We start from the raw sequence: 15,080 nt of genomic DNA on the forward strand, positions 1-15,080 counted from the left end.
TTTCCTTACTCTTCTCTGAACAACCGGTTTGCCACCCGGGCAAAGAACCACACCATCAGCAACAACACTACCGAAACCGCGGCTGCGTAGCCCATTTCGTAGCGGAAAAAGCCGTAATCCTCAATGTGATTGACAATCAATTGCCCGGCATACTGCGGGGTAGGATTGCTTCCTGAGAGGGTCACCCCGATGGATCCCGCCTGGAAGGTGGCAACGATTGCCATGACCGCTCCAAAGAGCATTTGCGGTTTCATCGAAGGAATGGTGATATAGATGATTTCCTGAAAGCGGTTGCGAATGCCATCAATACTGCCTGCCTCATACAGTTCGGGATTGATCTCGAGAATCCCCGCCAGCATGGCTAAGAACCCCACCCCCATGCTGCTCCACAGAGTCACAATGATCATGATAGGCATGAGGTAATGGGGAGACTGCAACCACTGAATCGGCTCTTGAATAAGATTGAGGCTGAGCAGGAAACTGTTGAGATAGCCGGTCTGATCCCCGCTGAACAGCGCCTGCCATACTACCGTCATCGCCACTCCTGCCGTCATGGAAGGAGAGTAAAGAATCAACGCAAAAATGGTGCGAGGCACTTTGGGCAATTGTGCCAGCATCCACGCCAGGATGAAGGAAAGCAGGTATCCCCCCGGTCCTACAAGGACAGCAAACTGGATCGTATTAGGGAGGACATACCGCATGAAGATATCATCCTGTGTCAACAGGGTGATATAGTTCTTTAAGGCAAGGAAATGCGGCGGCTGAATCGTATCGAAGAAGGTAAAGGAGAGCAAAATGGCAACCAGCACCGGCACCGCGATAAAAATCAGGAACATCAGCGCATACCCGGACACAAATCCATAGGCACTGGCTTCTTTCATCCACCACTTTTTGAGCGAAAGCACGAGAGAAGATTGAGATTTAGCGGTTTGCATTCTCCATCCAGCCTTTCACAGTTTCAATGGTGGGAACTTTGATTTCCCTGACCCGCACGCCGTTTTGAATGTACCCAAACTCTTCCATTTTGCGCAAAATCTCGCGGTTAATCACAATGACGGCGTTATCAATTGCCACGCGGGGATTGGCGCCATCAAAGACGATGCGATTCCAGACATTGCTCAACTCACGTTCCTGCATGTAACTTCCCGGCAGTTTCACCGGTTCCTGCAACCACTGCCACTGTTCCAGGATCACTTCTTTATGCTCTTCAGGAATGGGCAGGGCTTTGAAGGCTTCCAGATTGGCGGAATTCCACAGGTATTCCAGCCCGTAGTTGAGGATCAACTCCTGCTGGAAGGACTTCTGCGTCTCGGTGGACATCCACCATTTAAGGAACGCCCACGACTCCGCCGGTTTATCGGTATCGGCAAACATGATACAGGCTTGCGCAGATCCGGTAGCGTAGCGCAGTTGCCTGCCATCAGGCAACACTGTAGCCGGGTAAAGACTCATCCCCCATAAACCGTCAATCTCCGGTGCTGCGGTGAGTAGTTTGATATACGTCTCAAAGTTGGAAATGCCAATCGGGATACTGCCGTAACGGAAGCGGTCGTAAAAATTGGCAGTGGTGAGGGGCATGCCGTAAATCGTGAAACTCTCCGCCATGAAGCGGATGGCGTTAATGGCTTCCTCTGTACCCAGACCCGACATACCGTCCGGGGTGTACAGTTGCGCGCCATGGTTGAAAATATAGGGTGCGGTGACCAGATACCCCTTCAACCCTGCGCCGCTGGAGAGGGGTGTATTGTAGTTCAAACCATAACGCTGAAGTTCGGGGAGAATTTCAATCACTTCCTGCCAGGTCTGGGGGATGGGCAAGCCCAGTGACCCCATCACATCGCGGCGGTAATACGTCACCCAGAAATCCTGCGTTTCCGGAATGGCATATACCGAATCATCAATGATGTATGAAAGCAATGAGCCGGGTGAATAAATGCGAATGAAAGCGTCAAAATCATCGAACGAACGCAAATCATACAGTGCGTTGCGGATGGCAAGTTCGTAAGGAATATTGGTGCTGATGCCCAGCGCCACATCCGGTTGAATCCCCGCGGCAACCGCCAGTGCCAGTTTGGACTCGTTAGGCATAATTGCAAATCTCACCTTAATGCCGGTTTGGGGAGTAAACTGCTGATCTGCCAGCGTCTGCATTAAGTCCACATACTGGCGGGGACGGTTGACCCAGACTTCAATCTCATCTTCCCCGGCACCAATGGATTGATAGGGCACCGGCTGGAAAGAATGGATAAAGCGTTTGACTCCTTCCACCAGAGAAGTGGTCACCGGAATGTTCACCGGTTGGGGCGGGTTATCGGGGGAATGAATGTAAATTTTATCGAGGGTAAGAGGCTGGGACTGGAGCGAGGGCAAAATGCTCCCCAGCAACTGCGCCGCCGAGCCGGTGCCTTCCGAAAAACGGTTGAGGCGAATGGGCATTTTATCGGGATCCTGGGCCAGAAAACGGATGTTCTCAATCGCCATCTGATACGCCAGCAGTTCCTGCGAGCGCACCCCCCGGTTGATTTGGCTGAGCACATGCACATCCGCTTCAAGATCCGCGGCAATGGCAAGCAAACGCTCGCGGAGGTCAGGGATGTAATCGCTCATGTTCCATTCTTTGTACACATCCACCTGATTGCCAGTCAGGCGTTTGATTTCAAGGGAAAGGTCATTGATATCCAGCAGGACTTTCCGGATTTTTTCAATGGCTTGCACGTAGGGCGAAACCGTGACCTCAATCCCTAAAACATGGGTGCCCTGGGTCAAGAAGATGTTGTAAGGCGCCTCTCCCCCAAGGGTCAGGTACTCCCAATCCGAAGTATAGGGGAAAGGAACGGCGCTCAATTCATCAAATAAAACCTGATCGTCCAGTGTAATTTTCCGAAAAGAGGTGAAGTTGCTTTTGGTATTCTGTAATGCCCGGAAGGTGATCTGATACATCCCTTCCTGAGGCACAGAGAACTCATAGTACACAGCACTCCCACTGCGCACCCACGAGTCCCCGCCTAGAGCATTGAGAAGCAAACGATAGGTATCGTAAGGAGTTACCCCAAGGCTGCGGTTATTCACCGGGCGCACAGCGGTATCGTTTTTGAAAGAGGGAAATTCCGCTTCCAGTTCAATCAGCACCCGCGAGGAGGCGGGAGAGGAATGGCTTTGAAGATATTGCGCATACGAAGGATAGGGCTGGAAAGGCTCCAGATAAATGCTCCCCAGTAGCATGGATTCTTTCGTCATACGAAAATCAACCGTATGCTTCCCTGCGCTCAAGACTATGCGAAGCGGATATTTGTGGCTGAATGCGGCATCACGCAGGGGGACTTTTGTCCAGCGGATGAAGCGCTGTTGGGGAATGAGAATCTCATTACCATAACGATCCAGCGGGAAGCGATCGCTCGTGTTCTGGTAAAAGAGCGGGAAGACCACCCGGCGTGCCTCCGGGAGCGGGAAATCTCCATCTACCTGTAAAGAGCCTTCCGGAGGATTGACAGTCAAGTCACCCACTGCTGCCATGTCAAACCAGACCGTATATTCCCCTTCTCTGGGTATGGTTACATCGAAGGTTACACGGTCGCCAGTTTGCACATAGACGGCGGGCTTGGAATATGTTCGGGCTTCCGGACGACTGGTTAATGAGCGTCCGAAGGAATCGGCGCGAATCTCAATCGTCCCGGGCACAGCCTGGGCTGGTTGCCAGCCGGCTGAAGTTGCCGCCATCACCGGGGAATGGCTAACAGGCACCAGCATGCCCAGCATCAGTATCAGGGAGAAGAGAATGCGTCCAATCGTTTTTTTCATCAGCATAGCCCGGCCCCATCCATCGGCTGTTGAGGAAGACCGCCATACCCTTCAGGCTCTCCGGCAGAGCGTCGTCCGGGCATGGCGGTCTCCATGATGAACCCCTTGGGTCAGGAATGAAAGGTTATCTTTCCGAGGGGGTGGACAGTTCCGCACCTGCCTTACTTGAGGCTGGCTTCCACCTCGGCTTTGGCATCGGCAAGGATCTTATTGGCGAATTCCTCCAGTTTTGCGGCATAGTCCTCATACTTGAACTTGCCCTCACTGGCGAAGTTGAACATGTACCACATGTTCACATCTTTGTCCTCGCCAATATCAATGCCCGGTTTGCCTTCCCAGCGCGCCTGAATGTACCCCGGGATGATCTTCGCCAGCGATTCAACCAAACTGGCATCCAGATTGTCCAGCGCAGCATTGACACCGGGTTTATCCACAAATTCGCGGTACAGCGCCAGCGAGGCATCGTCCATCGCCACGGGCATCTTGGGAGCAGACCCCATTGCTTTGGCTAACTCGGCTTCCTTGGCATAGGCTTCGGAAGAGAAAGTCATCCACTTGGCAAACTTATAGGCTTCTTCCAGATTCTTGGTGGTCTTGGAAACTGCCATGATGTCCATCACCAGTGCCTGGGTACCGCCTGGAATGCCAACGAAGTCCCAGTTAAAGGTGGCGTTCTGGACAAAGTAAGGCAGGCTCCAGCCGCCTTCCCAGCGCACACCCACTTCCTGATTCAGGAAGAGTTCCCACGGACCCTGCGATTTGAAGTTGGCTTTCTGCTCGTCGGTCAAGCCCTGCCAGGTGTAGGGTTTCAGTTCAGCGACCTTGGCGATTGCCTCTTTGAACGCGGCAGAGTTGTAATTCATCTTGGTGCCATCGAACGAGAACCACTTCAGGTTCGGATCCACAGTGTGTGGATACCAGCCCAGGACAAATTCCATCTCATCCAGACCCAGGATACCCTTGGCAGGATTGTTGAGCGCAGTCACTGCGGCAAAGAAATCTTCCGGAGACACACCATATTCGGGGGCATCCAGGTTAGCGGCTTCGAAGAGATCCTTGTTAACAAAGTAACCCATGATGAACTGTGCAGCAGGCAGACCCAGCACCTTTCCACCATAGGTTACACCATCTTTCAGCACCTGCGGGACATTCGCCCAGTCGGAATCGTCCTTGACCAGATCGGTGATGTCAGCCACCCAGCCGTTCTTTACGTACAGGGGCATGTTGTTTGCCATGAACACATCAGGCAGTTCGCCTTTGGCGGCATAGGCATTAAGGTTGGCGTCCCAGCCGCCCTCTGCAGACATATCCACGAACTCAATGGTCACGTGGGGATTCATCTCCATGTAGGCTTTGACCAACTGGCGCTGAATGTTATTTTCCTCTTCCGTACCCAGGTTCCAGTTTGCATAGCGCAGGGTCACCGGTTGAGGGGCTTCTGTTGCAGTGGGTTCAGGGGTAGGGGGAACTTCGGTTGCGGTGGCTTCCACCTTGGGCGGCTCAGTCGGTTGAGGCGCCTCAGTGGGGGTGGCTTGCGGAGCACAGCCAATCAGGCTGGCAAGGAACATGGCAATGATTGCCAGAAAGATCCATTGTTTGGTGGTTTTCATACGTTTTCTTCTCCTTCTGAAGGTTTACAAATAGTTGACAAATTACGACACCAGCGAAGAATATGGATCTCCTTCGATATACCAACCTCCTTTCCTGCACAAAACCATCATCTTTCTGTATCGCCCGCTGAAATTTCTTGCAGGCGGACATTGACATCCGATGACTCTGTCAGACGTCCTAACACAACCTCTACCACATGGTTCCTTCCATCGGCAAAGGCGGGGATCAGATTGCCTTCCAGAGGCTCACCATCCACCATTATGGACTTCACACCACGATTCACATGTTCCGGATTCGTCACCCGAATCTCGTATTCCGCCTGGCGGAAACGCCGCCGCACGGTAAAACCATCCCAATCGGAAGGGATTGAAGGATCTACCAGCAAGCCCTCTTCCAGTGGGCGCACCCCCAGAATCCAGTGGGTTGCCATGCGGTGTAGCCACTGCGCCGAGCCGGTGTACCATGTCCACCCACCGCGCCCATAGTACTCGGATTGTGGTCCATCTACATTCCCCGGGGTGACGTAGGGTTCTGCTTTGTATGTATCAATGTCGGCACTACGGTTGGGAGGGCAAATCTTTCGGTAGGCTTCATATGCCCGTTCGGGTTCTCCTGCCAGCGTATAAGCCCACACCGACCAGGTGGCGGCATGGGTATAAACACCGCCATTTTCGCGCAAGCCGGGTGCATAACGGGTCACATAGCCCACATCCGGGCGGGGTTGGGTAAACGCCGGGTAATTCAACAGAGTGCCATAATCTTTGAGCAGGTAACGGGTAATCGAACCGATGACCTTGCGGGCGCGTTCCCCCTCTGCCATCCCGCTGATAATTGCCCAGATGTTGGGCATGAGGAAAATTTTGCCTTCTTCATTCTCATGCGAACCCAGCAACAGTCCGGCATCGGTAGTGGCTTGCAAATACCACTCGCCATCCCAGCCAAAACGGTTAAGGGCATCCTTAAGGCTGATGCGCACGTCCTCACAACGGCTGGCAAACCGTTCATCTCCACGGCGCCGGGCTAATGGGATAAAGTTTCCCAGAATTACATAGAGAAACTCTGCAACCCAAAAACTTTCGCCCTTCAACAGGGTACCAACGGCGTTCAACCCATCGTTCCAGTCGTGATCGCCCATCAGTGGGATGCCACGCGGCGAAAAACGCGAGAAAGCGCGTTCGATGGCGCGTTTGCAGTGTTCATAGAGGGGTTCGGCGGGGGCATTCAGATAAGGGACAGGTTCATCCAGAATGGTGTAATCAGCAGTTTCCTTCAGATAGGCATCCAGGATGAAGGGCAACCAGAGTAAATCATCCGAACAATTGGTGCGGGGACCCCCGCCACGGATGGAAAACCACCAGTGCAGAACATCCCCCTCAACAAACTGTTGAGCGGCGTGCATCAGTAACTGCTTGCGCGCAAAGGAGGGATCACCGACAAGGAAAATCTGGCTGTCCTGTAACTGATCGCGAAAGCCATACCCGGCAGAGACCTGATAAAAAGCCGACTTTCCCCACAGGCGGCAGGAAATGGCTTGATACTTCAGCCAGTAATTGGTCATGAAGTTAAGCGCCTGATCAGGAGTCTCCACATGCTCGGCATCCAAGAACCGTGACCAGAAAGCGCGCACCGCCTGGAAGGTCTGATGGCTGGCATCGACCGAAGTAAAACGGCGAATCAACGCAGTGACGTCTTCCCTGCCATCCTCTGCGGCACCCAGTGTAAATACCACCGTTCTGGACTGATGGGGCTCAAGAGTCACCGCCACCTGCAGGGAAGCAATGGCATCATGGAAACGCCCAACGCGACCGCATAACTGCCCGGCATCCATCGCCGCAGGATGTTCTTCACTGCGGTACATTCCCAGAAAAGACTCTTTGTCGCAGTCAAAAGAAACCAGCGGCTCGCTGACCGCCATAAAGGCAGTATAGGGCCAGTTGATGTTGTTATATCGTCCATGCTCATCGGGAAAGCCCCACAGGTACTTGCGGGCAAACACTGCATTGAGCATGGTATCGGCAGAAGTGTCTATGAACAGTTTATGGAACTCACGATGTTCATCAGGCGCAAAGCCCAATGCCCACTCCGCATAGGAGGTGACATCCAGTTCACGCACAGCGTCGCCAGAATTGGTGAGGGTCAGTTGCAAAAACTCAACAGGAGCATCGGGGGCTACAAAAACTGTCAATTCACTGCGAATCCCATCAACAACCTGAATGAAACGGGAGTAACCCATGCCATGAACGGTCAGGAATTCATCATACGAACGCATCACCGGTTTAAAAGTCGCCGACCAGAAAGCACCGCTTTTCCGGTCGCGGATATACAGGTATTTCCCCCAGTTATCTTTGATCAAATCCTGAAACGAGCGGGTGATTCGGTTCTGTCCGGCATTGCCGCGCCAGGAATATCCCGAACCATTCTGGGAAATCATCAGACTGTAATCACCATTGCTGATAATGTTTCCCCACGGTCGCGGGGTAAACGGTGTGGTGATGCAGTATTCCCTGCCATCATCAGAGAAGTAACCATATTTGCACTCAAATGGGTGGCTCATATAGATGTATCCATTCTGTGCAGGCGTCAGACAGAAAAGTGAAACGTTTCACTTTTTTGTTTTTAAAATAAAGACACTTGAACCCTGTGCTTATAGGGTATCACAGGTCGAAAGGCTTGTCAATCTTTTTATCAGAAGTTGTTACACCAAACTTAAAGGTTTCCTTTACCAGACTTATCACGTCCGGATATAAATCTACACTTTAAATCTCGGGACGTACTGTACCCCGGGTAATACCGTGACACTTCGCCACACTTTCTCAAAAGCGTCAACCGATTGTCTCAATTCCGCCTCCGTCCTGCCCGGGTGCGCCAGAATATCCTGCAGGGCTTCCACATACCCCTGCGGAAGAAGCGGGAATTCTGCAATCGTCTTCATCACCTGCTTATCACGGAGGAAATACCGTTCGTTGAGCGCAAAAAGTGCCTGCGTCAGGTTAGATGCAGCACGGGTCAGGCATCCTGTTGTGTTGTACACATCTCCCTGGGCGGCAAAAGCACGCGCGTGTAACAGGGTAAATTCTGCTGACCAGAGGGAATCGGCAATGATTTTTTGTTTCAGTTCAGGGGGGTAAATTGCTACTTCCTGCTTGAGATGGGCTATCCTGTTCTCAGGATCATACAGGGGAATACAAATCTGCGTTTCTGCCAGATAAATCACACTGTAGAACCCGTAGGCGGGCTGCTGGTCGTAGTCGTGATGCACAATGCCCCGTCTGGCTTCGGCAATGGTACGCTGAACCTGGTCCAGATTGCGGTACAGAAAATCCACTTTGCCCTGCGGAGTGTGAATCCAGGCTCCGCCGTTGACCCATGCTCCCCATTCGTAGAAGCCGGTTACAGTGGCATTGCCGTTCTCTGCAACTTCCTGCGCCACAGCCCGAATGGCTTCAATAGAAAAGGGCGATGCTTCGGCATAATACAGCCCGATATCCATATCTGAGGCTTCGTGAAAGGTCCCGCTGGCATAAGATCCCCCCAGCACAACGGCTAAAACCCCTTCAATAGAACTGAGGCGATCCACCAGATATTCCAGCAGTTGCTGCTTTTGTGGAGGAAGAGAGGATAACGGGAAAGACACGGCAAAACCTTCTCCTGTAATTTGAACCGTTTCTCTCTCAGTTTACCGCAATTTTCCCCATCTTCCCGGTAGAAAAAGGGTAAAATCGTTTTGTGCCTGTTGAGAAGATCACCTCCATTCACAATCCGCGCATTCAAACCATTCGCGCTTTGCTCAACCGCCGGGAAGAACGCCGCGAACGCGGATGGTTTGTTGCCGAAGGCGTGCGTCTGGTAGAAGAGGGCGTGCAAGCCGGCTGGCAGGCGGTGATGGCGGTGTATTCTGCCGATCTCTCGCCGCGCGGGCAAGCCCTGCTCCCTGCCCTTGCCGCCCGGGGCGCCGAAGTATTCGAGGTGCCTTCTTCCCTCTTGAAACAGGTTTCGGATACCGAAACCCCCCAGGGCATTCTGACCGTCTTTGTCCGCCGTCCCTGTGCCACCCCCGATCCACTTGATTTTGTGGTGATTGCCGACAATCTGCGCGACCCGGGCAACCTGGGCACTTTACTGCGTTCGGCGGCGGCGGCAGGCGCGCAAATGGTCTGGCTGACCCCCGGCACTGTGGACGCTTTTTCCCCCAAAGTGCTGAGGGCTGGTATGGGAGCGCACTTCCGTTTACCCGTTCAAGAAGTCTCCCTGGAATGGCTGAAAGATTTTCGCTCAGCACACCCCGCAATGCAGTTCTATCTGGCGGAAGCCGAGACCGGCATCCCCTGCTGGGAAGCCGACCTGACCCAGCCGCTGGCGCTGGTGATCGGCGGAGAAGCGGAAGGCGCCAGTCCGGCAATGCGCGACCTGGTGGATGAATGTCTCACCATTCCCATGCCCGGTAAGAGCGAATCGCTCAATGCGGCAGTAGCCGCAGGAATTTTGCTGTTTGAAGTGGTACGACAAAGGAGATCAGCACCATGAAAGTCCGTTCGGTGACCTGTTTTTTCGACCCGCGCAGCGCCCAGTCCTATGCGCATCTGGATCGGCTTGCCCGGCTTGCGCAGGAAGCGCAAACGCTCTTTAACAACGCCGGCATCGAAGTACAAACCACCCGCCTGGCAACGGTTCCCTTTCCCCTCCTCTATCCAACCGAAGAGGTCAGTAATGCGGTGCGTCTGGCGCAGTCGCTGGAAGCCGACGCCCGCGAACGCGGTTTTGCGTACCTGTCCTTAGGTCCTGCCCTGCCGAACTTCCCGGAAAGTTACAATTTAATCCTCCCCATGCTGGAAGCCACGCAAAACGTCTTTTTTGGCGGGGTCATCGCCGCATCCAGCGAAGGGCTCTTTCTCCCTGCAGTGCGAGCATGCGCTCAGATCATCCACCGCGCGGCGGCATTGAGCGCAGATGGATTTGCCAACCTGCGGTTTGGAGCGCTGGCAAATGTGCAGGCACACACACCGTTCTTTCCTGCCGCTTTTCACAGTGGAGAGCGCCCTGCCTTTGCTCTGGCAGTGGAAAGCGCTGACCTGGCGCTGGAAGCCATCCAGCGGGCTGTCTCTTTAAACGATGCCCGCCAGCGCATCATCACCGCACTGGAAGAAGCCGCCACCCGTCTGACCGCGCGCGCCACCCATCTCAGTCAGCAGTTCGAGGTAGAGTTCAAAGGGCTGGACTTCTCATTTGCGCCTTACCCTGCGGAGTGGTGCTCGCTGGGGAGCGCGCTGGAAGCGCTGGGATTGCCCGCCCTGGGACAGGCAGGCTCGGTGGCGGCGGCGGCATTCCTCGCCGACACCCTTGACCGGGGACGCTGGCTTAAAACCGGTTTCAACGGCTTGATGCTCCCCGTGCTGGAAGATTCCACGCTGGCAAAACGAGCCGCTCAGGGCACGCTGGGGGTGAAAGACCTGCTGTTGTATTCCTGCATGTGCGGCGCCGGACTGGATACCCTCCCTCTGCCCGGAGATGCCACTCCGGAGCAACTGGAAGCCATCCTCATGGATGTAGGCGCAATTGCCCTGCGCCTGAACAAACCACTCATCGCCCGACTTCTGCCCGTGCCGGACAAACAGGCAGGCGATTCCGTGCAGTGGGACTTTGAGTATTTTGCCCCCAGTCGGGTCATGGCACTCCCGGCGGCACCGCTGAAAGGTTTGTTAAAAGGGGACGAATCGCTCCATCTTCAACCCCGTCCATAAACAAATGACCGCCCGCAGGCGAACCCGCGGGCGGTTTTTCATCCATGGGAAAATGCTTATCGAACCTGTTTGAAGTTGACGAGGATTAAATTCTTTTCGCAATCGGCGTATGTATTGAAGTACACCCGCGGGGAGAGGGCATAACCTTCCTGATCAAGCAATTGCACCCAAACGGACTCGTTGGACGCCATGGCCTGTTCCGCCAGGACAAATTCATAGCCCCCTGTACCGTACTGTGGGGCAGTTCCGGTCAGGGTGAGCAGATACAGTGAGCGGTCAAGACTGCCACCAATCTGCACGGTGATGCCCACCACCGGCGCGCCTTTGAGGTCAAAGGCTTGCCCGGCAACCCACAACTTACACCCCTCATCTGGATGAATCACCTTGCCGGGAAGATAATCGGGCGAACCGCGCATAAGGTAGCGATACGCCGAAACCTGCGGCGTATCCGTAGGCGGAGCAGGGGTAAAAGTCATGGTGGGGGTTTCGGTCACGGTAGCGGAAGGGGTAAGGGTGAAGGTCGGCTCAAGCGTTGCCGTCGGCGTCCAGGTGGGCGGAAGGACTTTGGGTGTCGGGGTAAAGGTTGGGATGAAGAGGGTCGGGATGGGGGTATCTGGCGGGTAAGGGTTAAATGGAGCATACGGGTTCTGGAAAATCAGGAAGAAATACAGAATTAACCCCGCCATGCCAACCAGCAAGAGGACAGTCAGCCCATCCCACAAACCATCGACGCTGCGGTGCCGGTGTGTCCGGCGGCGTGGTAGTTGAGGGGGTGGAGATTCAGGCTCCAGAGATAAATCCGGTTCGTTCACCTCATCCAGAAATCCCATGCGGTTTCCTTACCTCCTTGGTTGACATACACCCATTCAGGGCACCCGTTCCTCAATCCGGGCTTGACTGCGCGCCTGCTCCAGCCATGCTTCCAGGGCTTTGCGCTGTAAGGTCAGGCGGGCATCGGGAGAAAGCGGACGATCGGTTTCCCGTTCTACCACCTGAAGGATATGATAGCCCAGTTCGGTCTGGATAATGTCGCTGACTTCGCCGGGCTGCAGGGCAAACGCGGCTTCTTCTACAGCAGGCTGGGTCAGGTAACCACGGGGGAACCAGCCCAGATCGCCTCCGGTCGTCAAATCATATCCAAAAGCCAGCGTTGCAAAGTTTGCACCAGCACGAATCTGATTCAGCACCTGCTTTGCCGTTGCTTCTGTCATCAATAAAATCTGGCGGGCGTGAACTTGCTCAGCACGTTCGGGCACCTGTGCAGCAAGGGTATCACGCATCCATGCCGCCGCAAGCGAGCGGCGCAAAGCCGAACGAAACGAAGATTCATCGTACCCCATACGGCTCATCCACTCCTGCAAAGCAGGCATACCGCCGCGTTGTTCTGCCAGTGCGGTAATACGCGCATCCAGATCGGCATCATTGAGTGTAAAGCCCTGACGAAACGCCTCCTGCGCCAGCAGGGTGGCGGCAATCAGGTCATCCAGCACCATGCGGCGCTGTTCTTCAGGAGTGCTGGTCATCCCCATCTCCGCCTGGGCTTCCTGCAATTGCTTTAAACTGGCTTCATACTCGGAAAGCGGCACCCCCTCGCCATTGATCACCAGCGCCAGCGGCTGCGGCGTGGGGGTGGGAGAAGGAATTTCCGTGGGGGTCAGGGTAATGGACGGCACGGGGGTATCTGTGACCGCTGGCGATGCAGGCGAATCAACACACCCCGCCAGCAGGACAAGAACCACCAGCCCGCCAGAAAGAAAGCGAAAAAGACGGATATGCATGGGACGATTATAACAAATTCCCGGCAGCGCTCCCGGAGAGAGAACTTTACAATTCCATCAGGAAGAGACTTTTTTACCACTGTGATGCCGGTAAACTGCCGAGACAACAACAGGGTGGGAAGCGGTCATCCCGGGGAACCATCAGGGCTCTTTGTGCTGCGCGTGGCAGACCTTTTACAGAAGGCGACTGGCTCTGGCAATTTCTGTGCGAAAGCCGGATAATCAAAGCATGAATGAGAAAATGAATCAGACAAAAAATGTTGAAATTGCCACCCTGGGCGGGGGATGTTTCTGGTGTCTGGAACCGATATTTGCCCATTTGCAGGGCGTTCAAGATGCAGTCGTGGGATATGCCGGCGGTAAGACGGTCTCACCTTCTTATGAGCAGGTATGCACCGGTATGACCGGCCATGCCGAAGTTGTCCAGGTAACTTTTGATCCGAACATCATTTCCTATCGCGAGATTCTGGAAGTCTTCTTTTCCGTCCATGATCCCACCACACGTAACCGCCAGGGAGCGGACGTTGGCACTCAATATCGCTCGAGCATTCTGGTTCACAGTGAGGCACAGCGTGAAACCGCTGAGCGTCTTATCCAGGAACTCAATCAAAAAGGCATCTGGCAAAATCCAGTTGTGACCGAGGTGGTGCCCTTTACCGTCTTTTATAAGGCGGAAGAATACCATCAGGAGTATTTTGAGAAGAACCTCTATGCGGGATACTGTCAGATGGTGATTCAGCCCAAAGTGAGTAAGTTCCGCAAGCAGTTTGCTCAACGGCTAAAGTAACCCGTTCAGCCCTTCGCCCCGGAGCCAGTTAACCTGCCATAAGCACCGCATGCCTGAGCAGGATTACTCATTCCCCAATGTTTTCCTCAATGGTTTACATTTCCTGCGCGGAGAAGGATCTTAAAGCATTACCCGCTTTGCGGCTTTCGCCTGCACCTGAGACAGGCAGACCAGAGCAAAAACGCTCAATGCCGACCAGAACACAAAAGGCGCACCGGGCGATAATGAAGCCAGACTGTTTCCCACCGGTGGAGAAATAAAGTTACTCAAACTGGCAAGCGCCATGGTTAGACCAATGGCTGTACCGGCATAGGCAGGTCCCACTTTGGGGGTTTCGATTACCATGGTGTTAAAGGTCGCCATAAAGGTATCCCGCATGGAGCCGGCGATCACCACCGCAACCCAGACCCATAAGCCATGAACAACGCCCAGCAATCCTGTACCCGTCATGATCATCAGGTTGGCAATGAGCAGAAGACGCTTGCGCGATCCCAGGCGGTCAGACCAGAAGGAAACAGGCAGAACCAACAACAAACTGACGGTGTGGAAAACGGAAAGCGCGCTATCTGCATAAAGAGGTTGCCAGCCGGCTTCCCGCAAATACAACGGGAGGTATCCCAGTGTGCCTTGAACGGCTCCGCTGATACCAAACAGCCCCATGCCCAGAAGCCAGATGTTTTTCAACCCGGCAACATGTTTCAGATTTGTCCATATCGAAGCAGTGCTGACCGTGCGAGACTCTTCTGGGGCAGAGCGAGTAAACATCCAGGGGATACTTAACAAAACGGCTATCAAGCCATAGGCAATCAGCACATTGCGCCACCCTCCTAAGAAGGGCGAAAAGGTGGTCGCGCTGAAGAGCGATCCAGTCAAAAAGCCCAGAGCCATGCCCATGGACATGATGCCATTTGCCAGACCCAACTGACTGGAAGGGAACCACTCCCCAATGGCTTTGAGGCTGTTCATCAACACTATCGGGGCAACTGCACCCAGAAAAAACATCACCACAACCATGGAAACAAAATGAAAAGCCAGGCCCCTTGCCATGCCCAGCAAGCCACCCAATAGCGTGCCAGCAATGAGCACCCGCCGGGGTCCAATTTTGTCCCCGATCATACCGCCCAGCAGACCGGTCACAATCCCGGGCAAACCGCCTACCCCCCAGATCACGCCTAACTGCACCAGGTTGAGCCCAAGGTCATCCGAAATTTCCTTGGAGAGAACCGAAATGCCCATGGTCGGGATGGCAATCACGAACATGTCGGTGAGTACTACCAGAGTCAAAATAAACCATTTGTAGTTATCGTTCTGCCTGACCACGATGTGCCCCTGTGCGTTGAGCGGTTATCACTCTACTTTTCAAAAGCG

Annotated in this window: 11 protein-coding genes; 3 read left to right on the forward strand and 8 right to left on the reverse strand. The window is 54.1% G+C overall.

The features are described from left to right. Window positions 1–5 precede the first annotated feature (5 nt). The 5 genes from LHF31_RS02255 to LHF31_RS02275 all read right to left on the reverse strand — a co-directional run bounded on the left by LHF31_RS02255 (window position 6) and on the right by LHF31_RS02275 (window position 9,043). Window positions 6–935 (reverse strand): carbohydrate ABC transporter permease, encoded by a 930-nt coding sequence (locus LHF31_RS02255; protein WP_298008839.1) that lies wholly within the window; start codon window positions 933–935, stop codon window positions 6–8. Next, a complete protein-coding gene (locus LHF31_RS02260; RefSeq protein ID WP_303773355.1) occupies window positions 922–3,804 on the reverse strand; it encodes an extracellular solute-binding protein in 2,883 nt (960 codons plus the stop codon). Before LHF31_RS02260 ends, LHF31_RS02255 begins: the two co-directional genes overlap by 14 nt. A 155-nt stretch (window positions 3,805–3,959) precedes the next feature. Then, entirely contained in the window at window positions 3,960–5,408 is a 1,449-nt protein-coding gene (locus LHF31_RS02265) for an ABC transporter substrate-binding protein (RefSeq protein WP_298003186.1), read from the reverse strand. A gap of 107 nt (window positions 5,409–5,515) precedes the next feature. Further along, complete coding sequence (locus LHF31_RS02270; RefSeq protein ID WP_298003183.1) at window positions 5,516–7,963, reverse strand: glycosyl transferase family 36; 2,448 nt, start codon at window positions 7,961–7,963, stop codon at window positions 5,516–5,518. A gap of 195 nt (window positions 7,964–8,158) precedes the next feature. After that, complete coding sequence (locus LHF31_RS02275; RefSeq protein ID WP_298003180.1) at window positions 8,159–9,043, reverse strand: nucleotidyltransferase domain-containing protein; 885 nt, start codon at window positions 9,041–9,043, stop codon at window positions 8,159–8,161. 92 nt (window positions 9,044–9,135) lie between these two features. Here LHF31_RS02275 and LHF31_RS02280 point away from each other — a divergent pair, with 92 nt between their 5' ends. Both LHF31_RS02280 and LHF31_RS02285 read left to right on the forward strand, forming a co-directional pair. Further along, window positions 9,136–9,933: an RNA methyltransferase gene (locus LHF31_RS02280; protein WP_298003177.1), complete on the forward strand. Its 798-nt coding sequence runs from the start codon at window positions 9,136–9,138 to the stop codon at window positions 9,931–9,933. After that, complete coding sequence (locus LHF31_RS02285; protein ID WP_298003174.1) at window positions 9,930–11,147, forward strand: DUF711 family protein; 1,218 nt, start codon at window positions 9,930–9,932, stop codon at window positions 11,145–11,147. The genes LHF31_RS02280 and LHF31_RS02285 overlap by 4 nt, the downstream gene beginning before the upstream one ends. A 56-nt stretch (window positions 11,148–11,203) precedes the next feature. On the opposite strand, the gene LHF31_RS02290 is transcribed toward LHF31_RS02285, so the two are convergent. Beyond that, window positions 11,204–11,977 carry a hypothetical protein gene (locus LHF31_RS02290; protein ID WP_298003171.1) on the reverse strand — a complete coding sequence of 258 codons (774 nt, stop codon included), beginning with the start codon at window positions 11,975–11,977 and terminating at the stop codon, window positions 11,204–11,206. A 36-nt stretch (window positions 11,978–12,013) separates the two neighbouring features. Next, window positions 12,014–12,925 carry a peptidylprolyl isomerase gene (locus LHF31_RS02295; protein ID WP_298003167.1) on the reverse strand — a complete coding sequence of 304 codons (912 nt, stop codon included), beginning with the start codon at window positions 12,923–12,925 and terminating at the stop codon, window positions 12,014–12,016. A gap of 241 nt (window positions 12,926–13,166) precedes the next feature. Here LHF31_RS02295 and msrA point away from each other — a divergent pair, with 241 nt between their 5' ends. After that, on the forward strand, window positions 13,167–13,712 hold the full coding sequence (gene msrA, locus LHF31_RS02300) for a peptide-methionine (S)-S-oxide reductase MsrA (protein WP_298003164.1): 546 nt from the start codon (window positions 13,167–13,169) through the stop codon (window positions 13,710–13,712). A 120-nt stretch (window positions 13,713–13,832) separates the two neighbouring features. On the opposite strand, the gene LHF31_RS02305 is transcribed toward msrA, so the two are convergent. After that, window positions 13,833–15,032: a nitrate/nitrite transporter gene (locus LHF31_RS02305; RefSeq protein WP_298003161.1), complete on the reverse strand. Its 1,200-nt coding sequence runs from the start codon at window positions 15,030–15,032 to the stop codon at window positions 13,833–13,835. Between the last annotated feature and the right edge of the window lie 48 nt (window positions 15,033–15,080).

Origin of the sequence: Anaerolinea thermophila (assembly GCF_020723905.1) — a bacterium.
Lineage (GTDB): Bacteria > Chloroflexota > Anaerolineae > Anaerolineales > Anaerolineaceae > Anaerolinea > Anaerolinea thermophila_A.

Coding starts and splice junctions, on each gene's coding strand:
- msrA (WP_298003164.1), top strand. CDS start 13,167: ATGAATCAGACAAAAAATGTTGAAATTGCCACCCTGGGCGGGGGATGT.
- LHF31_RS02290 (WP_298003171.1), bottom strand. CDS start 11,977: ATGGGATTTCTGGATGAGGTGAACGAACCGGATTTATCTCTGGAGCCT.
- LHF31_RS02255 (WP_298008839.1), bottom strand. CDS start 935: ATGCAAACCGCTAAATCTCAATCTTCTCTCGTGCTTTCGCTCAAAAAG.
- LHF31_RS02295 (WP_298003167.1), bottom strand. CDS start 12,925: ATGCATATCCGTCTTTTTCGCTTTCTTTCTGGCGGGCTGGTGGTTCTT.
- LHF31_RS02265 (WP_298003186.1), bottom strand. CDS start 5,408: ATGAAAACCACCAAACAATGGATCTTTCTGGCAATCATTGCCATGTTC.
- LHF31_RS02270 (WP_298003183.1), bottom strand. CDS start 7,963: ATGAGCCACCCATTTGAGTGCAAATATGGTTACTTCTCTGATGATGGC.
- LHF31_RS02285 (WP_298003174.1), top strand. CDS start 9,930: ATGAAAGTCCGTTCGGTGACCTGTTTTTTCGACCCGCGCAGCGCCCAG.
- LHF31_RS02260 (WP_303773355.1), bottom strand. CDS start 3,804: ATGCTGATGAAAAAAACGATTGGACGCATTCTCTTCTCCCTGATACTG.